The organism is Streptomyces sp. CA-251247, assembly GCF_050952975.1.
Classification (GTDB): domain Bacteria; phylum Actinomycetota; class Actinomycetes; order Streptomycetales; family Streptomycetaceae; genus Streptomyces; species Streptomyces achmelvichensis.
This window is the reverse complement of sequence record NZ_CP191861.1, coordinates 1,495,616-1,515,210: the sequence shown is the minus strand read 5'-3', so window position 1 is coordinate 1,515,210 and position 19,595 is coordinate 1,495,616. Positions and strand designations below refer to the sequence as shown.

Sequence of the window (19,595 nt, the reverse complement as noted above, 5' to 3'; positions counted from 1 at the left end):
GTCGAGGCACTAGGCACAGCTTCCGTGCTGGAGCGGACGGACCTCGATGGGAAGGGTGATCGCCCGGGCGAGCTTGCGGCCCCACTCCAAGGCGGCGTCGAGATCGGGGGCCTGGATGACCGTGAACCCGCCGATGTGCTCCTTGCCCTCGACGTACGGTCCGTCCGTCATGAGCAGGTCGTCGTCCTTCAGCCGTACCACCGTGGCGGTGCTCGGCGGGTACAGACCGCCGGAGAACACCCACGCCCCGGCTTCCCTGATCTCCGCGTTGACGGCTTCGAGATCCCGCATGATCGGTTCCAGGATCTCGGGGCCGGGCGGCTCTCCGTCGGGCTGGTAGATGCTGAGCAGGTACTGCTTCATGGTGTCTCTCCTCGGTGTGCGGTGGGCCGGCCGCCCGCCTCTCACCCTCTACACGAACGGCCTTCCGCCGTTTCGACATCTCACCGCGCCGGATCCGGAATCTTTTTCGCCCGGCGGTGGGCGGCCACCCGCTCGCGGGTCGCGCACCGCCGCGAGCAGTAGCGGCGGGCCGGCCCGCTTCCCTGCGTGAGGAAGACATTGCCGCAGGCGGGAGAGGCGCACACCCCGCCGGGCGGACGCTGCCGGTCCCAGACGATGACGGTCAGGGCGAGACAGGACGACGCCAGCAGCCACTCGCCCCAGGGGCCGTCGTCGTCGCGGTCCAGATGCGGATGCCAAGGGGAGCGGCCGCCGTGCGAGGTGAGGCGCAGCGCTCCGGTGCTCAGGGACAGCAGACGGTTGAGGCGGGCCGCGGCCTCGTCGGTTCCGTCGGCGGCGAAGACCTCCCGCACCTGAAGGGCGGCCGCTCGCATCTCCGCGACGTCCCTCCCGGAAAGCTCCACCGCGTCGCCCTCGCCGTGCGCGCGCAACACCGCGGACACGGACTGCGGTGAAACCCCCTCGTGCGACAGGGCATTGACGAGGGCGGCGGTCCGCAGGGCGACGGCCTGCACCGAATGCCGGGCCGACCAGTCGCTGTTCGTAGGCTCCACCCCTCGAAGGTAACGCACCTGGCGCAGGATTGAGTTACCTGCGTAACGTCCAGCGCATGCAAAAGCGTTACGCACTGTGGACGTACGCGGCGGGAGCGGCGGCCGCACGCACGGGCGACGAGATGTCCGGCCCCGCCCTGCTGCTCGCCGGTCTCGCGGTCACGGGGTCGGCCGCGTCGGCCGCGTCGCTGCTGGCGGGCATCACCATCGCGGCGGCGGTGGGCGGACCGCTGCTCGGCGTACTGCTGGACAGATCCGCCCGCCCCGGCCGACTGCTGGCGGCGGCCCTCGCCGGCTACGCCGCAGCCCTCGCCGTCGTCGCGCTGTGCCTCGGGACGCTGCCCATCGCCCTGACCGTGCTGATCGCGGCCGGCGCCGGGCTGCTGGGCCCGGCCCTCGGCGGCGGCTGGACCTCCCAGCTGCCGCGGGTCGTCGCCGCGGACGGCCTGCCCCGGGCGAACGCTCTCGACGCGATGACCTTCGATGCCGCGGGCCTGCTCGGGCCGGCCCTGGCCGGTGCGGTGGCCCACGCGGCCGGCGCACGCCCCTCAGTGGTGGCGTCCGCGGTACTGATCTGTCTGGCGCTGCCGGCGGCCCTTGCCCTGCCCGCGGCTCGTCGCCCGGACCGCGCACCCTCGACCACCACGATGGCCGCCGATCTCGCCGCCGGTTTCCGGGTGATCGCCCGGAGCCGGCCGCTGGCGCGGGCCACGGCGACCTCGGTGATCTCCTGCGCGGGTGCGGGGATGCTGGTGGCGTGTGCCCCGATGCTGGGGGAGCGGGCCTTCGGCGGGGCCGGCCAGGGCGCGTTCCTGCTGTCGGCTCTCGCCCTCTCCGCGCTCGCGGCGAACGCGCTGCTCGCCCGCAGGCCCGATCGGCTGCGAGCGGACACGGTCCTCGTCGCAAGCACGGTCGTCCTGGCTGTCGCTCTCACCCTTGCGGCGACGTGCCGGCCGGCGTTCTTCGTGGCCGCCGCCGTCCTGGCAGGCATCGGCGAAGGCCCGCAACTGACCGCCCTGTTCGCGATTCGCCACCGCGAGGCACCCGAGGTGCTGCGCGGGCAGATCTTCACCACGGGGGCGAGCCTCAAACTCACCGGCTTCGCCGTCGGCGCGGCACTCGCCGGGCCCCTCGCCACCTGGTCGCTCACCGGCGCGCTGCTCGCGGCAGCGGGCGTGCACCTCCTCGCGGGGGCCGCCTTCACCGGGTGGCCCGGCACCGCGCGTGTATCCCGTCCGTCCGTGACGTCCCGGTCTGCCGCCGGGCGGGCCCGGTCCCTGCCGTCCGGCACGGACCGGGCCCCGCAGCCGCCGACTACCAGGTCGCGCCGGCAGGCTGACGAGTCGTCACATTGAGCCGGTTGAAGAGGTTCGTCACGCCGATCATGAGGATGATCGATGCGAGCTGCTTCTCGTCGAAGTGGTCGGCGGCCGCGTCCCAGATCGCGTCCGGCACCGCGTCGGACGTGTCGCTGAGCCGCGTCACGGCCTCGGTCAGCGCCAGCGCCGCCCGCTCGTCGTCGGTGAAGAACGGCGCCTCCCGCCAGGCCGCCACGGCGTGCAGCCGCTCGTCCGTCTCGCCGTTCTTCTTGGCACTCGCCGCACCACCGACCACGCAGTAGCTGCACCCGTTGATCTGGCTGGCCCGCTGGTGGACGAGGTCGAGCGTGGTCTGCGGAACGCCCCCCTGCTGGGCGGCGCCGAGCAGATCGAGCATGGCGGGCAGCGCGGAGGGGATGACCTGGGCCGGGTTCTTCATACGTGCCTGCATCGTCGTTCTCCTCAGTAGGTGTCGTCACCGCACTGACGGATCCGGGAGCACGGATGTGACCGGTCCGGGAAAGGAACTTTCCGTGGTCGGAGAACGGGCTGCGGGCACAGAGGGTGACGGCGGGTCAGCGTGCGGTGGACGCGTCCGGGTCGGACGGTGTGTCCCGCCGCCTGCGCGTGACCAGCACGAGCCCCGCGCCGGTGAGCACGGCCGCGGCGGCGACGGCACCGAGCCCCGCGAGAGCCAGTGAGCGGGAACCGGTGTCGGCCAGCGCGGGCTTCCCCGCCGACGAGTCTGACGACGCCGACGCCGACGAGTCCGACGACGCCGACGCGGACGACGAGGAGCCGGCCGCGTCGCGGATGAGGTCGGTGACCGTATCGGGGTGGGAGATCATCGCGACGTGGGAGGAGTCGATCTCGACCGTGTGCGAGCCGGCGCGTTCGGCCTCGAACCGCTCCAGGTCGGGGGCGATGCTCTTGTCCTGCTTGGCGACCAGGGCCCATGACGGAATGGTCCGCCAGGCGGCGGCGAGGGCCTTGTCCGTGAACGCCGAAGCGGCGATGGGGCGTTGTGCCGCGCTCATCACCGCGGCGGTCTTCGCCGGGAGGTCGGCTGCGAACACGTCGTGGAACTTCGCGGGCTGGATGTACAGATCGGTGCCCTTGCCGCTCGTCGTCTCGAACGGCGTGGGACTCAGCGCGGAGTTCAGCTCGCTGCCCGGGAACTTGGCGGCCAGCTGTCCGAGGGCCTCGCCCTTGTCCGGCATGAAGGCGGAGACGTAGACCAGCGACTTCACGTTCGGGTTGCCGGCGGCCGCGCTGCTGATCACCGCGCCGCCGTAGGAGTGGCCGGCGAGCACGATCGGGCCCTTGATGTTCTTCAGGACACTGGCGATGTAGGTGGAGTCACTGGCCAGCCCGCGCAGGGGATTGGGCGGGGCGAGGACCGTGTAGCCGTCCCCCTGAAGACGTTCGATGACCCCGTTCCAGCCGGAGGCGTCGGCGAAGGCGCCGTGCACCAGGACCACGGTGGGTCTGGCACCTGCGTCCGTGTCACCGCCCGTCGTCCCGGCAGGGCCCGAGTCGGCGGAGGCCGGGACCGCGACGGTACAGAGCGCCACGGTGAGCACGGCTGCGGAGGCGTGCGGGAAGCGCCGGCGTATGAGGTCGGCGGTGGAAGGCATGGTCATGCTGTTCCCTCTTCTGCGCTACGGGTTGGCGGACCATCAGCGTTTCCGAGCACGGCCGAAGCGGCGCGGCCCGCGAGGCAAGCGGGTGAAGAGGGCCGCCCGTCCGGGTGACATCCGCGGCACATCCGCCGTCGGTGGGTAGCGGGGCGCCGTGGACAGTCCGGTGGGTGCCGCCGATCGGGTGGTCTCTGACCGCCCCCATCAGGGCTCGCCGGCCTGTGCCCGAGCGGGGTGGCACGGGCAACAGTGCCTAGTCGGCGGGGTCGGCGGCCCGGCGGGAAGACAACCGCGCCACCCCGGACACCGCCCGGCCCGTGGATGTCATGGAGGTGGGCGGGACGTAAGCCCGCTAGATTGCGCTTCGTGCGCCTTTGAGGAAATTTGCGGCCTGCTCAGGGGGTGCGGTCTGTGCATGGTGAAGGCTGCCGATTGAGTGGGAGTTCGTGTGGCTTCAGGGTCCGGGCCTGAGCTCGAAGTGCTGTCCAAGGACGACGACGCGTACGAGGACGAGCTGCCGCTGCGGCGCAAGCAGTCCGGCAGAGTGGTGGTGACGTGGCTGACCACCACCGACCACAAGACCATCGGCACGCTCTACCTGACCACGTCGTTCGTCTTCTTCCTGATCGGCGGGGTGATGGCGCTCTTCATGCGCGCCGAGCTGGCCCGGCCGGGCACGCAGATCATGTCGAACGAGCAGTTCAACCAGGCGTTCACGATGCACGGCACGATCATGCTGCTGATGTTCGCGACGCCGCTGTTCGCCGGTTTCACGAACTGGATCATGCCGCTGCAGATCGGCGCGCCCGACGTGGCGTTCCCGCGGCTGAACATGTTCGCGTACTGGCTGTACCTCTTCGGCTCGTCGATCGCGGTGGGCGGCTTCCTCACGCCGAACGGTGCCGCCGACTTCGGCTGGTTCGCCTACTCCCCGCTGTCGGACGCCGTCCGCTCGCCGGGTATCGGCGCAGACCTCTGGATCATGGGTCTGGCCTTCTCCGGCTTCGGCACGATCCTCGGCGCGGTCAACTTCATCACCACGATCATCTGTATGCGCGCACCCGGCATGACGATGTTCCGGATGCCGATCTTCACCTGGAACGTGCTGCTGACGGCTGTCCTCGTGCTGTTCGCCTTCCCGGTTCTCGCCGCCGCGCTCTTCGCGCTGGAGGCGGACCGCAAGTTCGGCGCCCACATCTTCGATTCGGCCAACGGCGGCGCGCTCCTGTGGCAACACCTCTTCTGGTTCTTCGGCCATCCAGAGGTGTACATCATCGCCTTGCCGTTCTTCGGCATCGTGACAGAGATCATTCCGGTCTTCAGCCGCAAGCCGATCTTCGGTTACATCGGTCTCGTCGGTGCGACGATCGCGATCGCCGGTCTGTCGGTGACGGTCTGGGCGCACCACATGTACGTGACAGGCGGGGTACTCCTACCGTTCTTCTCGTTCATGACGTTCCTCATCGCGGTGCCCACCGGTGTGAAGTTCTTCAACTGGATCGGCACGATGTGGAAGGGCTCCCTGTCCTTCGAGACACCGATGCTGTGGACCATCGGGTTTCTCGTGACCTTCCTGTTCGGTGGTCTGACCGGCGTCATCCTGGCCTCGCCGCCGATGGACTTCCACGTCTCCGACTCGTACTTCGTGGTGGCGCACTTCCACTACGTCGTCTTCGGCACGGTGGTGTTCGCGATGTTCGCCGGGTTCCACTTCTGGTGGCCGAAGTTCACGGGCAAGATGCTGGACGAGCGGCTCGGCAAGATGACCTTCTGGACGCTGTTCCTCGGCTTCCACGGCACGTTCCTGGTGCAGCACTGGCTGGGCGCCGAGGGCATGCCGCGGCGGTACGCGGACTATCTCGCCGTCGACGGCTTCACCGGGTTGAACACCATCTCCACGATCAGCTCGTTCGTCCTGGGCCTGTCGATCCTTCCCTTCCTCTACAACGTGTGGAAGACCTCCAAGTACGGCAAGAAGGTCCAGGTCGACGACCCGTGGGGCTACGGCCGCTCACTCGAATGGGCCACGTCCTGCCCGCCGCCCCGGCACAACTTCATCACCCTGCCGCGGATCCGTTCCGAATCCCCGGCCTTCGACCTCCACCACCCCGAGGTCGCCAGTCTCGATCCCGCACACGTCGAGGGCCGCCGGGACGTCATCGAGCCCGGGCAGGGCGCGGCGTCGCCGCTGGGAGACGACGACGGGAACGACAAGGGCCGGTCGTGACCGGCGGGCCGTCGTGGCAGCAGCCGTCGCTCGACATCGATGCCGGTATCTCGCAGGTGGAGGGCTACCTGCTGGCCCAGAGCCGGCTGCGGGAAGCAGCGGTGTCGGCCGAGATGTTCGCCGGACGCATGCCGTGGCTGACCACCGCCCAGTACGACGAGGTCGTGCGCCTGTACGCCGAGGAACACATCGAGGTGTCCCGGAAGGCGCTGGAAGCGATCACGGCGCGCGCCGGTGAGCTCCGCACGGAGTACAGCGAGCGGTACGACGCGCTGCGGCAGCGTCTGCTGTGCCGGGTGGTCGCCGTGCTCACCGGCCTGGCGGTTCTGTGGCTGTGCGTGGTGCTGCTGACCGTCCGTGGCTGAGGGGTTCGCGGTACCGGCGTACGGGGCTGAGGCGTTCGCAGTACGGGCGTACGGGCGGTGCTCTTCGGCGACGGACGGCCTAGGAACGGCGGCGTGGCTTGCCGCGCTTGCTGCCCTTGGCGCCGCCGGAACCGCTCCGCGGGCCCCTGCCCGTCGACGTACCGCCCGACTTTCCGCCGCCCGACCTGGCCGCGGGCTTGCGCCGTGCGTCTCCTGCCTCGGCGCGCTTGTTCTTCGGTTCCGCCGGTGTCTGAGGACGACCGCGCGAGCTGTTGACCGTCCGCCCGCGGACGATCCCGATGAAGTCCTCCACCAGATCGGTGGTCCGGTCCTCCGGCCAGGACAGCGCGATGCGCGACTCGGGCGTGCCGGACACCGGCCGGTATGTGAGGTCCTTGCGGTGGTGCAGGCGGGCCAGTGACTGGGGCACGACGAGCAGTCCCACGCCGGCCGCCACCAGCTCGATGGCGTCCGCCGTCGTCGCGGGGCGCTCGTACGCGGGCCGGCCGGGCGGCTGCTCCCAGTCGAGGGTGTCGTCGAGGGGGTGCAGCACGATCTCGTCGTCCAGATCCTCGGAGGACACCTCGTCGACGGCTGCCACGACGTGGTCCTTCGGGACCACGACCACGGTCGTCTCGGAGTAGAGGGGGATCGCGCTGAGGTCCGCTCCGTCGACCGGCAGCCGCACGAATCCGGCGTCCGCGCCGCCGTCGCGCAACACGTCGAAGGCCTCGGCGGGGGACACCGCGACGAGAGTCAGGGGGACGTCGGGCAGCCGCTCGTTCCAGATCCGCACCCACTTCGTGGGCGTCACTCCCGGGACATACGCCAGCCGGAACGAAGGGGATGCTTCCGAGCCTGTCACCGGGCCAGGCTACCGGTCGTGGTCGGAGGGGGCGCACACGCTCGATACCCTGGACACCATGACGTCGCACCAGACCACCCAGACGATGAAGCCCGCGACCGCGGCGAAGAAGCTGGGTGTGTACCTCGAGGCCACCCCCACCGAGTTCCAGGAGGGTGTCGTCTCGCGCACCGAGCTGAACGCCCTCCAGGCAGACCCGCCCGAGTGGCTGCAGGAGCTGCGACGCAACGGCCCGCACCCCCGGCCGGTGGTCGCGGCGAAGCTCGGCATCTCCATCGCGGGCCTCGCCCGCGGCGGAGTGACCGACGCGCTCACCACGGAGCAGATCGACGCGCTGAAGACGGACCTTCCCGAGTGGCTCCAGAAGGAACGTGCCACTCAGGCCGAGGTCCGCAAGGAAGCGGTGCGCATCAAGGAGAAGAACGCGGAGCGAGCCGAGCAGCCTCGCGGTCCGCGTTCCTGACCTTCTCCCCGCTCGGGCGATCGCCGGTCACACGGACCGGCGAGAGGAGCTGAGCCAGTCCTTGTAGTGGGTGGCGGCCAGACGGGCGCCGGGCCCCGGGACAAGAACGCCGTCGTCGGTGGCGGAGAACATGCCCGCCTGCTCGTCGGTGACGACGGTGCGCTCGTCCTGTCGGTCCGCCAGCGTGAGGCGGCCGAGCTCGTCCAGGGTGAAGACATCCGGCCCCGCGACATCGACCGAGCCGCCCAGCGGCGGGGCCGTGGCGACATCGGCGAGGGCGTCGACGACATCGGCCGTCGCGATGGGCTGGATACGGGTGGACGGCAGCCGGACGGTCTTGTCGTCGGAGGTCCACGACATGACCGCGTCCATGAACTCGAAGAACTGCGTCGCGCGCACGATCGAGTACGCCGTGGGGCCCTGTCGCAGCAGATCCTCCTGGAGCGTCTTCGCGCGGTAGTAGTCCAGCTGCGGCACCAGGTCGACGCCCACGATGGACAGGATCACCTGGTGACCGACGCCCGCGCGCTCGCCCGCGGCCAGCAGATTCCCCATGGTGGTGCGGAAGAAGTCCGGTGAGGCTTCGTCGAACGTGGGCGAGTTCGTCACGTTGACGACCGTGTCCGCACCCGCGAGCGCATCGTCGAGCCCCTCGCCGGTGAGCAGGTCGACGCCGGTCGACAGGGACGCGGGCGTCACCTCGTGTCCGGCGTCGCAGAGCGTGGAGATGAGCTGGGAGCCGATCAGCCCGGTGGCTCCGATGACGGTGATCTTCATGATGGTCCTTCCGTGAACAGGGTTCGCTGCACGCGCAAACTCGGATATCTGTTGTCCGAGATACTACTCGGATAGGCTTTGTCCGAGTCAACTGGAGGGTGCATGAAACTGTCCGGCGGCGTGGAGTGGGCGCTGCACTGCTGCGTGGTGCTGACCGCGGCAACCGAGCCGGTCCCGGCTGCCCGGCTGGCGGAGCTGCATGACGTCTCGCCCAGCTATCTGGCGAAGCAGATGCAGGCTCTGTCCCGGGCGGGTCTGGTGAAGTCCGTACAGGGCAAGACGGGTGGATACGTACTGACCAGAGCCGCCGGCGAGATCACGCTCCTGGACGTGGTGCAGGCGGTCGACGGGGCGAACCCGGCGTTCGTGTGCACGGAGATCCGTCAGCGGGGGCCCTTCGGGACGCCGCCGGAGGAGTGCGCGAAGGCGTGTCCCATCGCCCGCGCGATGGGTGCGGCGGATGCCGCTTGGCGGGCGTCATTGGCGAGTGTCTCGGTGGCCGATCTCGCGGGTTCGGTCGAGCAGGACAGCGGGCCCGAAGCGCTGCCGACGATCGGTGCGTGGCTCAACGCGGACAGGGGTGCCGACGGCTGAGGGGGTGGTCGACCCGGTGCTGCTCGGCCCGTGGTGTGGCTGGGGGCGGCGGCTGATCACCCAAAACCTTTGCATAAAGCTGCGGTGATACGTATAGTCATGCCATCGACGAGGAGGACCCGATGGCAGTACGCGCAGCAGTGGCCGGAGCGAGTGGATACGCGGGCGGGGAACTGCTGCGTCTCCTGCTCGGCCACCCGGACGTCGAGATCGGCGCGCTCACCGGGCACTCCAACGCAGGTCAGAAGCTCGGCGGACTCCAGCCTCACCTACTGCCCCTCGCCGGGCGGGTCCTGGAGCCCACCACCGCCGACGTGCTCGACGGACACGACGTCGTCTTTCTCGCCCTCCCGCACGGGCAGTCCGCCGAGGTCGCCGAGCAGCTCGGGGACGAGACTCTCGTCATCGACATGGGCGCCGACTTCCGGCTCGAGGACGCCGCCGACTGGGAGAAGTTCTACGGCTCACCGCACGCGGGGACCTGGCCCTACGGGCTTCCCGAGCTGCCGGGGGCACGCACCGCGCTGGCCGGTGCCCGTCGGATCGCGGTGCCCGGGTGTTATCCCACCGCCGTGTCGCTCGCGCTGTTCCCCGCGTACGCCGCGGGACTCGCCGAGCCCGAGGCCGTGATCACCGCGGCGTCCGGGACCTCCGGTGCCGGCAAGTCGCCCAAGGCGCACCTGCTGGGCTCCGAGGTGATGGGCTCCATGAGCCCGTACGGCGTCGGCGGCGGACACCGGCACACGCCCGAGATGATCCAAAACCTCAGCGCCGCCGCGGGCGAGCCGGTCACCGTCTCCTTCACCCCGACCCTGGCGCCGATGCCCCGCGGCATCCTCGCCACCTGCTCCGCCAAGGCGAAGCCGGGCACCACGGCCCATGACGTACGGACCGCCTACGAAAAGGCCCTGGCGGACGAGCCGTTCGTCCACCTCCTCCCCGAGGGGCAGTGGCCCGCCACCGCGTCGGTCTACGGGTCCAACGCCGTCCAGATCCAGGTCGCGTACGACGAGGCCGCCGGCCGTCTCATCGCGATCAGCGCCATCGACAACCTCACCAAGGGCACCGCTGGCGGTGCGGTGCAGAGCATGAACATCGCCCTCGGACTTCCCGAGGACACCGGTCTTTCCCTGACGGGAGTCGCTCCGTGAGCGGCAGACCCGCAGCCGTCCGGCTGCAGAGCGACCCGGCAGCCGCGTCCGCGTGCCGCACGGGCGGAGAAGCCAACGAGGAGAAGCAGTGAGCGTCACGGCAGCGAAGGGATTCACGGCGGCGGGCATCGCGGCCGGGATCAAGGAGAGCGGTAACCCGGATCTGGCCCTGGTGGTCAACAACGGGCCGCGTCGCGCCGCCGCGGGCGTCTTCACCTCCAACCGCGTCAAGGCCGCGCCCGTCCTGTGGTCCGAGCAGGTCCTCAAGGGCGGCGATGTCACCGCGGTCGTCCTCAACTCCGGTGGTGCCAACGCCTGTACGGGTCCGCAGGGCTTCCAGGACACCCACGCCACCGCGGAGAAGGTGGCCGATGTCCTCGGCCACAGCGCCGGTGAGGTCGCGGTGGCCTCCACCGGCCTGATCGGCCTGCTGCTGCCGATGGACAAGCTCCTTCCCGGCATCGAGAAGGCCGCGGCACAGCTCGGCGAGCACGGTGGCGAGAAGGCGGCCATCGCGATCAAGACGACCGACACCGTGCACAAGACGGCCGTGTACGAGGGCGAGGGCTGGAGCGTCGGCGGGATGGCGAAGGGTGCGGGCATGCTCGCCCCGGGGCTCGCCACCATGCTCGTGGTCCTGACCACCGACGCCGACCTCGACAGCTCCACACTCGACAAGGCGCTGCGCGAGGCGACCCGGCTCACCTTCGACCGGATCGACTCCGACGGCTGCATGTCCACCAACGACACCGTCCTGCTGCTGGCCTCCGGCGCGTCCGGGACGGCGCCGGAGTACGACGCGTTCGCCGAGGGTGTGCGCACGGTCTGCGGCGACCTCGCCCGTCAGCTCATCGGTGACGCCGAGGGTGCCTCCAAGGACATCCGCATCGAGGTCGTCGGTGCCGCCTCCGAGGACGACGCCGTCGAGGTCGGCCGGTCCATCGCCCGCAACAACCTGCTCAAGTGCGCCATTCACGGCGAGGACCCGAACTGGGGCCGTGTGCTCTCGGCGATCGGCACCACCCGCGCCGCGTTCGAGCCGGACCGGCTGAATGTCGCCATCAACGGCGTGTGGGTCTGCAAGAACGGCGGAGTCGGCGAGGACCGCGACCTCGTCGACATGCGCTACCGCGAGGTGCGGATCACCGCCGACCTCTCCGCCGGCTCCGAGTCCGCCGTCATCTGGGCCAACGACCTGACGGCCGACTACGTCCACGAGAACAGCGCGTACTCGTCATGAGCACCCGCAAGCACATCGCGCTGCCGAAGGCGCAGATCCTCATCGAGGCCCTGCCCTGGCTGACCCGGCACAACGGCAAGATCGTCGTCGTGAAGTTCGGCGGCAACGCGATGGTCGACGAGGACCTCAAGGCGGCCTTCGCCCAGGACGTCGTCTTTCTGCGGCAGGCCGGCCTCAAGCCGGTCGTCGTGCACGGCGGCGGCCCGCAGATCAACGCCCAGCTCGACCGGCACGGGCTGGTCAGCGAGTTCAAGGCGGGCCTGCGGGTCACCACGCCGGAGGCGATGGACGTCGTACGGATGGTCCTGTCCGGCCAGGTCCAGCGCGAGCTCGTCGGACTGCTGAACCAGCACGGCCCGCTCGCCGTCGGTCTGACCGGCGAGGACGCCCACACCATCACCGCCACCAAGCACCGGCCCACGATCGACGGCGAACTGGTCGACATCGGACGCGTCGGCGAGATCACCGCGATCGACACCGGCGCGATCGAGGCACTCCTCGCCGACGGCCGTATCCCGGTCGTCTCCTCGATCGCCCGCTCACAGGACGACGGACATGTCTACAACGTCAATGCTGATACGGCGGCTGCGGCACTCGCTGCGGCGCTGGGCGCCGAAACGCTGATGGTCCTCACCGACGTGGAGGGGCTCTACGAGGACTGGCCCAACAGCGACGAGGTGATCAGCAGACTCACCGCCGGCCAGCTGGAGAAGCTGCTGCCGGAGCTCGCGAGCGGCATGGTCCCCAAGATGGAGGGCTGTCTGTTCGCGGTACGCAACGGTGTCAACACCGCCCGCGTCATCGACGGCCGGGTGCCGCACTCGATCCTGCTGGAGATCTTCACCGACTCGGGCATCGGCACGATGGTCGTGCCCGACGGGCAGGGGGAACCATGACCAATCAGGAACTCGCCCAGCGGTGGCGGGACGTGATGACCGACAACTACGGCACGCCCCAGCTGTCGTTGGTCCGCGGTGAGGGTGCCACGGTCTGGGACGCCGATGGCACGGCGTACACCGACTTCGTCGGCGGCATCGCCGTCAACGCGCTCGGCCACGCGCACCCCGCCGTCGTGGAGGCCGTGACCCGGCAGATCGCCTCCCTCGGCCATGTCTCCAACCTCTACACCGCCGAGCCGCCGCTGGCGCTCGCCGAACGCCTCATCCAGCTCGTCGGGCGTCCCGGACGCGTCTTCTTCTGCAACTCCGGCGCCGAGGCCAACGAAGCCGCCTTCAAGATCGGCCGCCTGACGGGCCGTCAGCACATGGTGGCCACCGACGGCGGCTTCCACGGCCGGACCATGGGCTCCCTCGCCCTCACCGGTCAGCCGGGCAAGAGGGAGCCGTTCCTGCCGCTGCCGGGCGATGTCACCCACGTCCCGTACGGCGACGCGGACGCGCTGCGGGCCGCCGTCACCGAGGAGACCGCACTCGTCGTCATCGAGCCGATCCAGGGCGAGATCGGCGTGGTCGTACCGCCCAAGGGGTACCTGGAGGCCGCTCGGGAGATCACCCGGGCCACCGGCACGCTGCTCGTCCTCGACGAGGTCCAGACCGGCATCGGCCGCACCGGCCACTGGTTCGAGCACCAGGCCCACCAGGGCGTCGAACCGGACATCGTCACTCTGGCCAAGGGGCTCGGCGGAGGGCTGCCGCTCGGTGCGACCGTGGTCTTCGGTGAGGCCGCGGATCTGCTGAAGCCCGGTCACCACGGCACGACCTTCGGCGGGAACCCGGTGTCCTGCGCCGCGGGCCTGGCCGTACTGAACACACTGGCGGCCGACGGAGTCCTCGACGAGGTCAAGCGCCTCGGCGAGAGGATCCGCGACGGAATCGAGGGCTCCGCGGACCGGCCGGGCCACCCTCTGATCTCCCATGTCCGTGGTGCGGGCCTGTTGCTGGGTATCGTGCTCAACGAGCCCCTCGCGCCCCAGGTGCAGCAGGCGGCTCAGAGCGCCGGTTTCCTGGTGAACGCCCCGGCCCCCGATGTCGTACGGCTGATGCCGCCCCTGACCATCGCGGAGGCCGATGTGGACGCGTTCATCCGGGCGTTGCCCGGTGTTCTCGACGCAGCAGGCGGGGAAGGACGATCCGGAGAATGAGACGACGATGAGCGATGCGCAGGACACCGAACACGGCGGGCCGGCCGTGCCGCAGACCCGTACGGCCCGCCACCGCCGGATCGTGGACATCCTCAACCGGCAGCCGGTGCGCTCGCAGAGCCAGCTCGCCAAGCTCCTCGCCGACAACGGGCTGAGCGTCACCCAGGCGACGCTCTCCCGGGACCTCGACGAGCTCGGCGCCGTGAAGATCCGCAACACCGGCGGTGAGTTGATCTACGCGGTGCCCAGCGAGGGCGGCTACCGCACCCCGCACGTGCCGCTGGGAGAGTCGGCGAAGGAGGAGCGGATGCGCCGCCTCTCCGGTGAACTGCTCATCTCGGCGGAGGCATCGGCCAATCTCGTCGTCCTGCGCACCCCCCCCGGCGCGGCACAGTTCCTCGCGTCGGCCATCGACCAGGCCGAACTGCGCGACATCCTCGGCACGATCGCGGGTGACGACACCCTGCTGCTGATCAGCCGCGACCCGCTCGGCGGCCAGGCGCTCGCCGACCATCTGCTGCGCCTGGCCCAGAACGACCGCTGACGGGGGCCCGATCGGGCCGTCAGGCGGGCAACTGCGCGCAGTGGCGGGCGAATCCGCTGGTCTGCCAGGTGCTGCCGTCGGCGAGGACCGCGAACGCCTCGGTGCCCGCGAGGTCCTCCAGCCAGCCGCGGGCCCGGTCGCCCATCGCGTACGCGGCGGTCGCCCGGGCGTCCGCCTCCGTCAGTCCCGGGCAGACGACCGTCATCGAGGCGATGCCGTCGGCGGGGGGCCGGCGGGTGTGCGGGTCGAGGATGTGGCAGCCGCGCTCGGCCGGGCCCGAGGTGGCGACGGCCAGACCGTCCTCGGCCTCGATCACGGTGACGAGCTCGCCGGGGTGCAGCGGGTCCGACACCCCCACCCGCCAGGGGCCGCCGTGCAGTTGGATGTCACCGCCGCCGTTGAGGCAGACCGCGTCCGCGCCGGAGGAGGCGAGCATGCGGACCGCGCACTCCACCGCCCAGCCCTTGACCACGCCGGTCGGATCGAGGCCGCCGGCGTAGCGGGCGGTGAACCAGCCGTCGCTCTCGCGCTCGGCCTCCTCGCACAGCCGGAAGACCTCGGCGACCTCGGTGACACAGTCGTCGAGCGTGATCTCGCGCCGGGCCAGCCGGCTGATCTGGCTGTCTTCGCGGTACGTCGAGAAGATCTCGTCGACGCGGTGCAGACCGGCCACGGCGGCCGCGAGCCCGGCACGCACCCGCGGGGAGTCGGCGGCGGCCATCCGGACGTCGAACGAGAAGACCGTGCCCATCGAGTGCTCGACGTGACGCAGCCGCGTCCCGCCGGACATCACAGTCCCGCCTTGTCGAGGGCGCTCTGCAGGGACGTGATGTAGCCCTTGCTGGTGTAACTGGCGCCGGAGACGGCGTCGATGCCGGCGCTCTGCGCCGTGACCGCGGCCTGGTTGAGCTTGGGTACGGCATTGGCGGCGATCTGGCGGCTGTTGGCGTCGCTGTTCGGCGCCTTCACCGCGTCCGCCGCGGTGATCCTGCCACCGCTGACCGTGATCTTGACCTGCACCGGGCCGTACTGCGTGTCGGCGACGTCGCCGAGCACGGTCTTCGGCGCTGCGTCGCCGGCTCCCGCACCTGCGCCGGAGCCGCGATCCGCGCCCGCGCCGGGATCCGCACCGGCTCCCGGGTCCTTGCCGGCTCCCGGGTCCGCCGCGGGCGGCGGTGCCGCCGCCTCACCGCTCCCCGTGCCCCCCGACGCACCGGCGCCCGGGGCGGCCGCCCCCGCCTTGTCCAGGGCGCTCTGAAGGGACGTGATGTACCCCTCGCTCGTGTAGCTGGCGCCCGAGACGGTGTCGATGTCGGCGCTCTGCGCCGCCATCACCGCCTGGTTGAGCTTGGGGATGGCGTTGGCGGCGATCTTCCGGCTGTTGGCGTCGGCGTCGGGCGCTTTCACCGCCTGCGCGCCGGTGATTCTGCCGCCGCTGAGGGTCAGCTGGACCTGGACGTCGCCGTACTGCGTACCGGCGGCATCCCCGAGCACCGTCTGTCCGCCGGCGGCCGACGCCCCGTTGCCGGCCGACGCCGAGCCGCCCGGCGGTACCTGGGAACCGGCGGACGCCTCGGCCACCGTCGTACCCGGCTGCTTCAGTGCGAGCAGCAGCACGACGCCGGACGCCGTGGCGGCAATGCCGATCATGACCCGGCGCAGCGGGTGTTTCCTCTTCACGGACGGCCTCACATCTCGAAGGACTCGTGGTGGATGCGACGGGACGGCACTCCGGCTTCACGCAGTGCCTGGAAGGACTCCTCGGCGAGACCGGGCGGTCCGCAGAGGTACACGTCGTGACTGTCGATGTCGGGCAGGACTTCCTTCAGCCGCTCGGCGGTGATCTCGGGCCGGGCACCGTCCGGACCGTTCACGGCGTACATCAGCTGTGCGTCGCGGTTGCGGGCGATCTCCTTGAGCTCGCTCCACAGCGCCAGGTCCTGGGTCTTGCTGGCGCGGTAGAGCAGCGTCAGATCCCCCGGCCCGCCGGGCAGCGTCTCGAACAGCGCCCGCAGCGGGGTGATCCCGGCGCCGCCCGCGATCAGCAGCACCTTGTTGCGGCTGCGCCGGCCGGCGGTCATCGCGCCGTACGGACCCTCCGCCCAGACCCGGGTCCCCGGCTCCAGCCGGGACAGCGCCGTGCTGTGCTTGCCGACGGCCTTGACGGTGATCCTCATCAGATTGGGCCGGGGCGGGGCCGAGAGCGAGTACGGATTGGCGCTCCAGCGCAGGCCCTTGGTGAGGAAGCGCCAGCGGAAGAACTGCCCCGCCTCGGCGCCGAGCCGGTGCAGCCGGCGCCCGCTGATCAGTACGGAGACCACCCCGGGGGCCTCGTCCACGGTCGACTCGACCCGCATGCGGTGCCAGAGATTCAGCCGGACCGGCGCCAGCACGCGGTACCAGAGCAGCAGCGCGCCGACGGCCCCGTACAGGGCGTACCAGACGGTGCGGGCTGTGGAGTCGGCGACGAACTCGGCCCCGGTGGCGAGCTGGTGCCAGAAGGTCAGATACACCGCGACGTACGTCAGCAGATGCAGGTAGTACCAGGTCTCGTACGCCATCTTCCGCCGCACCATGCCGGCCGAGACGAAGCCGATGAACAGCAGGAGACCGGTGCCGATCGTCGCCTTGATCATCTCGGGGAAGTCGACGACGACGGTGACGGTCTGCTCGACCACACCGGTGTCGGCCTGCACGGAGTAGCCCCACACGGTCATCACGACATGGGTGACGATCAGGCAGATCGCATAGCGGCCGCTCATCGCGTGCCATCGCGTCACCCGGTCGGAACCCACCCGCCGCTCCAGCGCGGGAACGCGCGCCATCAGCAGGACCACCAGCGCGATCATGTATCCGCCCAGCAGACCGGTGATCCTGCCGGCCCCGACCAGCCACTCGGCGGTGTCCATGTGGACCACGGCCGTGTTCTGCCACCACAGGGACAGCACGGCCGCCGCCCCGACCCAGGCGATGGCCAACAACACCACCGCCGGGTCACGCTGGGGCCGGATCGCCCGCATGGTCTGGCGTCTGGCGGCCCGACCATTCTGCAACATCGTCACGACTGCTCCTCGGCTGCGCCTCGTTCGCGTACCTGGATACGGATGCGGAGCGGCGGGAGTTCAACCGGCGGGGTTCCGGGTTCTGCCGTGACGCGGGTGCGGGCGTCGGTAACGTGTGGGGCCGTGCGTCCGGTGGTGGTCCCGTTCTGCGGTCAGCGGCCACGAACGTCCGGACCGGGGCGCCGACCGGGCCGCCCGCGCCCCTGCCTTGAGGCGGTGTCCCGCCTCAGACGGTGTCCGTACGGGCCGCGAGAGGCAGCGGCAGCGCCGGCAGCCCGTCCAGGCTCACCCCCACGTGGTCCTTCTTCGCGCAGTACGCGGCGAACTCCTCGTCCGTCTTCCGGCCGAAGTGCTCCGCGTGCTGGGTGCGCTCCTCCCGGTAGTCCATGAAGGGCACCGCGAAGCCGCAGGCGTCGCTGATACGGCGGGCGTGGACGACCACGATCGCGCGGGCGGACGGCCCATCGACCTCCGTGAAGTGGCCGATGTACGCGGACCAGCGGGGATCGTCGCGGAACACGGCCTCCCCGGTGCCGTGCACCCGCAGCACCTTCGGCGGGCCGGAGAACGCGCACCACATCAGCGTGATCCGGCCGTTCCCCTCCTCCCGCAGATGGGCGACGGTCTCGGCGCCGCTGCCGCCGAAGTCCAGATAGGCGAGGGTCTGCTCGTCGATGACGACGAGGGTGCCGCTGCGCCCCTTGGGGGAGAGGTTGACGTGCCCGTCGGCGGCCAGGGGCGCCGTGGCGGTGAAGAACACCGGCTGCTGCTCGATGAAGGTGCGGATACGGCCGTCTATCCGTGCGTAGCGCTGTCCCATACGGGTGATTGTCCGCTGTGGTCGATCATCCTGTCCGGCCGTCTCATGCACCGGTACGCACCGCTGTGGGCGCCTTCGCCCCGGCCCCGCGGGGGCCGCGTTGACAAAACATACGGTGCCTTGCATACTTATGCCCATCACCGAATGCATCGTAAGGAGAAACCCGTGACCGAGCGCGTCGTACTCGCCTACTCAGGCGGTCTGGACACCTCCGTCGCCATCGGCTGGATCGCCGAGGAGACGGGCGCCGAGGTCATCGCCGTTGCCGTGGACGTCGGCCAGGGCGGCGAGGACCTGGACGTCATCCGCAAGCGCGCGCTCGCCTGCGGTGCTGTGGAAGCCGAGGTCGCCGACGCGAAGGACGAGTTCGCCGAGGAGTACTGCCTGCCGGCGATCAAGGCCAACGCCCTCTACATGGACCGCTACCCGCTGGTCTCCGCCCTCTCCCGGCCGACGATCGTCAAGCACCTCGTCGCCGCCGCCAAGAAGCACGGCGCCACCACGGTCGCCCACGGCTGCACCGGCAAGGGCAACGACCAGGTGCGGTTCGAGGCCGGCATCGTCGCCCTCGCCCCCGAGCTGAAGTGCATCGCCCCGGTCCGTGACTACGCGATGACCCGGGACAAGGCGATCGCCTTCTGCGAGGACAAGCAGCTCCCGATCGCGACCACCAAGAAGTCGCCGTACTCCATCGACCAGAACGTCTTCGGGCGGGCCGTCGAGACGGGCTTCCTGGAGGACATCTGGAACGGTCCGATCGAGGACATCTACGAGTACACCTCCAACCCCGCCGAGCAGCGCGAGGCCGACGAGGTCGTCATCTCCTTCAAGGAGGGCGTCCCGGTCGCGATCGACGGCAAGCCCGTCTCCGTCCTCCAGGCCATCCAGCAGCTCAACGAGCGGGCCGGCGGCCAGGGCATCGGCCGGATCGACATGGTCGAGGACCGGCTCGTGGGCATCAAGTCCCGTGAGGTGTACGAGGCCCCGGGCGCGATCGCGCTGATCACCGCGCACCAGGAGCTCGAGAACGTCACGGTCGAGCGTGAGCTGGCCCGGTACAAGCGGCAGGTCGAGCAGCGCTGGGGCGAGCTCGTCTACGACGGCCTGTGGTTCTCCCCCCTCAAGCGCGCCCTGGACGGCTTCATCAACGAGGCCAACCAGCACGTGACGGGCGACATCCGGATGACGCTGCACGGCGGCCGCGCCGTCGTCACCGGCCGGAAGTCCACGGAGTCGCTGTACGACTTCAACCTCGCCACCTACGACTCGGGCGACACGTTCGACCAGTCGAAGGCGCAGGGCTTCATCGAGCTCTTCGGACTCTCCGCGAAGATCGCAGCCAAGCGCGACCTCGCCTGATTCCCTGAATCCCCGTGCACGCGACATCTGCCTCCCCGTACCTCCGCGGCGG

The 19,595-nt window shown here is 70.3% G+C and carries 21 protein-coding genes; 11 read left to right on the top strand and 10 right to left on the bottom strand.

Going from position 1 to position 19,595, the window contains the following annotated elements; genetic code table 11:
• Positions 1-9 precede the first annotated feature (9 nt).
• Together ACQPWZ_RS06640 and ACQPWZ_RS06635 are read right to left on the bottom strand one after the other, a co-directional pair.
• The gene (locus tag ACQPWZ_RS06640; RefSeq protein ID WP_327685145.1) at positions 10-363 is read right to left on the bottom strand and encodes a YciI family protein; all 354 of its coding nucleotides are present in this window, start codon (positions 361-363) and stop codon (positions 10-12) included.
• Positions 364-443: 80 nt separating this feature from the next.
• Entirely contained in the window at positions 444-1,016 is a 573-nt protein-coding gene (locus ACQPWZ_RS06635; RefSeq protein WP_433570886.1) for a CGNR zinc finger domain-containing protein, read from the bottom strand.
• 56 nt (positions 1,017-1,072) lie between these two features.
• Here ACQPWZ_RS06635 and ACQPWZ_RS06630 point away from each other — a divergent pair, with 56 nt between their 5' ends.
• Positions 1,073-2,371: an MFS transporter gene (locus tag ACQPWZ_RS06630; RefSeq protein WP_433570885.1), complete on the top strand. Its 1,299-nt coding sequence runs from the start codon at positions 1,073-1,075 to the stop codon at positions 2,369-2,371.
• On the opposite strand, the gene ACQPWZ_RS06625 is transcribed toward ACQPWZ_RS06630, so the two are convergent.
• Together ACQPWZ_RS06625 and ACQPWZ_RS06620 are read right to left on the bottom strand one after the other, a co-directional pair.
• Positions 2,331-2,786: a carboxymuconolactone decarboxylase family protein gene (locus ACQPWZ_RS06625; RefSeq protein WP_340472158.1), complete on the bottom strand. Its 456-nt coding sequence runs from the start codon at positions 2,784-2,786 to the stop codon at positions 2,331-2,333. The genes ACQPWZ_RS06630 and ACQPWZ_RS06625 overlap by 41 nt on opposite strands.
• 124 nt (positions 2,787-2,910) lie before the next feature.
• On the bottom strand, positions 2,911-3,978 hold the full coding sequence (locus tag ACQPWZ_RS06620; RefSeq protein WP_433570884.1) for an alpha/beta fold hydrolase: 1,068 nt from the start codon (positions 3,976-3,978) through the stop codon (positions 2,911-2,913).
• Between the two features lie 445 nt (positions 3,979-4,423).
• Here ACQPWZ_RS06620 and ctaD point away from each other — a divergent pair, with 445 nt between their 5' ends.
• Both ctaD and ACQPWZ_RS06610 read left to right on the top strand, forming a co-directional pair.
• Positions 4,424-6,202 carry an aa3-type cytochrome oxidase subunit I gene (ctaD, locus tag ACQPWZ_RS06615; RefSeq protein ID WP_356706002.1) on the top strand — a complete coding sequence of 593 codons (1,779 nt, stop codon included), beginning with the start codon at positions 4,424-4,426 and terminating at the stop codon, positions 6,200-6,202.
• A complete protein-coding gene (locus tag ACQPWZ_RS06610; protein WP_433570883.1) occupies positions 6,199-6,567 on the top strand; it encodes a hypothetical protein in 369 nt (122 codons plus the stop codon). Before ctaD ends, ACQPWZ_RS06610 begins: the two co-directional genes overlap by 4 nt.
• A 79-nt stretch (positions 6,568-6,646) precedes the next feature.
• Here the strand turns inward: ACQPWZ_RS06610 and ACQPWZ_RS06605 are convergent, their stop codons facing one another.
• Entirely contained in the window at positions 6,647-7,432 is a 786-nt protein-coding gene (locus ACQPWZ_RS06605) for a LysR substrate-binding domain-containing protein (protein ID WP_433570882.1), read from the bottom strand.
• A gap of 58 nt (positions 7,433-7,490) precedes the next feature.
• Between ACQPWZ_RS06605 and ACQPWZ_RS06600 the strand changes: the two genes are divergently transcribed.
• The gene (locus tag ACQPWZ_RS06600) at positions 7,491-7,895 is read left to right on the top strand and encodes a DUF5997 family protein (RefSeq protein ID WP_340472152.1); all 405 of its coding nucleotides are present in this window, start codon (positions 7,491-7,493) and stop codon (positions 7,893-7,895) included.
• A gap of 27 nt (positions 7,896-7,922) precedes the next feature.
• Here ACQPWZ_RS06600 and ACQPWZ_RS06595 read toward each other — a convergent pair whose 3' ends face one another.
• Entirely contained in the window at positions 7,923-8,672 is a 750-nt protein-coding gene (locus tag ACQPWZ_RS06595) for an SDR family oxidoreductase (protein WP_340472151.1), read from the bottom strand.
• Positions 8,673-8,774: 102 nt separating this feature from the next.
• On the opposite strand from ACQPWZ_RS06595, the gene ACQPWZ_RS06590 reads away from it, so the two are divergent.
• The 6 genes from ACQPWZ_RS06590 (at position 8,775) to ACQPWZ_RS06565 (ending at position 14,302) form a co-directional block, all read left to right on the top strand.
• Entirely contained in the window at positions 8,775-9,266 is a 492-nt protein-coding gene (locus tag ACQPWZ_RS06590) for an RrF2 family transcriptional regulator (RefSeq protein WP_340472150.1), read from the top strand.
• Between the two features lie 122 nt (positions 9,267-9,388).
• Positions 9,389-10,417, top strand: coding sequence for an N-acetyl-gamma-glutamyl-phosphate reductase (gene argC / locus ACQPWZ_RS06585; RefSeq protein ID WP_356705998.1), 1,029 nt, complete (start codon positions 9,389-9,391; stop codon positions 10,415-10,417).
• 88 nt (positions 10,418-10,505) lie between these two features.
• Complete coding sequence (gene argJ / locus ACQPWZ_RS06580; RefSeq protein WP_433570881.1) at positions 10,506-11,657, top strand: bifunctional glutamate N-acetyltransferase/amino-acid acetyltransferase ArgJ; 1,152 nt, start codon at positions 10,506-10,508, stop codon at positions 11,655-11,657.
• The gene (gene argB, locus ACQPWZ_RS06575; RefSeq protein ID WP_433570880.1) at positions 11,654-12,553 is read left to right on the top strand and encodes an acetylglutamate kinase; all 900 of its coding nucleotides are present in this window, start codon (positions 11,654-11,656) and stop codon (positions 12,551-12,553) included. Before argJ ends, argB begins: the two co-directional genes overlap by 4 nt.
• Positions 12,550-13,758 carry an acetylornithine transaminase gene (locus tag ACQPWZ_RS06570; RefSeq protein ID WP_340472146.1) on the top strand — a complete coding sequence of 403 codons (1,209 nt, stop codon included), beginning with the start codon at positions 12,550-12,552 and terminating at the stop codon, positions 13,756-13,758. Before argB ends, ACQPWZ_RS06570 begins: the two co-directional genes overlap by 4 nt.
• A gap of 7 nt (positions 13,759-13,765) precedes the next feature.
• The gene (locus ACQPWZ_RS06565) at positions 13,766-14,302 is read left to right on the top strand and encodes an arginine repressor (RefSeq protein ID WP_340472145.1); all 537 of its coding nucleotides are present in this window, start codon (positions 13,766-13,768) and stop codon (positions 14,300-14,302) included.
• Between the two features lie 19 nt (positions 14,303-14,321).
• On the opposite strand, the gene ACQPWZ_RS06560 is transcribed toward ACQPWZ_RS06565, so the two are convergent.
• From ACQPWZ_RS06560 to ACQPWZ_RS06545, 4 genes are all read right to left on the bottom strand, one after another.
• Positions 14,322-15,092, bottom strand: a complete 771-nt coding sequence (locus tag ACQPWZ_RS06560) for an FAD:protein FMN transferase (protein ID WP_356705995.1) — start codon at positions 15,090-15,092, stop codon at positions 14,322-14,324.
• A complete protein-coding gene (locus ACQPWZ_RS06555) occupies positions 15,092-15,982 on the bottom strand; it encodes an FMN-binding protein (RefSeq protein ID WP_433570879.1) in 891 nt (296 codons plus the stop codon). Before ACQPWZ_RS06555 ends, ACQPWZ_RS06560 begins: the two co-directional genes overlap by 1 nt.
• Before the next feature lie 8 nt (positions 15,983-15,990).
• The gene (locus ACQPWZ_RS06550) at positions 15,991-17,358 is read right to left on the bottom strand and encodes a ferredoxin reductase family protein (RefSeq protein ID WP_433570878.1); all 1,368 of its coding nucleotides are present in this window, start codon (positions 17,356-17,358) and stop codon (positions 15,991-15,993) included.
• A gap of 232 nt (positions 17,359-17,590) precedes the next feature.
• Positions 17,591-18,184 carry a pyridoxamine 5'-phosphate oxidase family protein gene (locus tag ACQPWZ_RS06545; RefSeq protein ID WP_356705992.1) on the bottom strand — a complete coding sequence of 198 codons (594 nt, stop codon included), beginning with the start codon at positions 18,182-18,184 and terminating at the stop codon, positions 17,591-17,593.
• Positions 18,185-18,349: 165 nt separating this feature from the next.
• On the opposite strand from ACQPWZ_RS06545, the gene ACQPWZ_RS06540 reads away from it, so the two are divergent.
• Complete coding sequence (locus ACQPWZ_RS06540; RefSeq protein ID WP_327685163.1) at positions 18,350-19,543, top strand: argininosuccinate synthase; 1,194 nt, start codon at positions 18,350-18,352, stop codon at positions 19,541-19,543.
• Positions 19,544-19,595 lie beyond the last annotated feature (52 nt).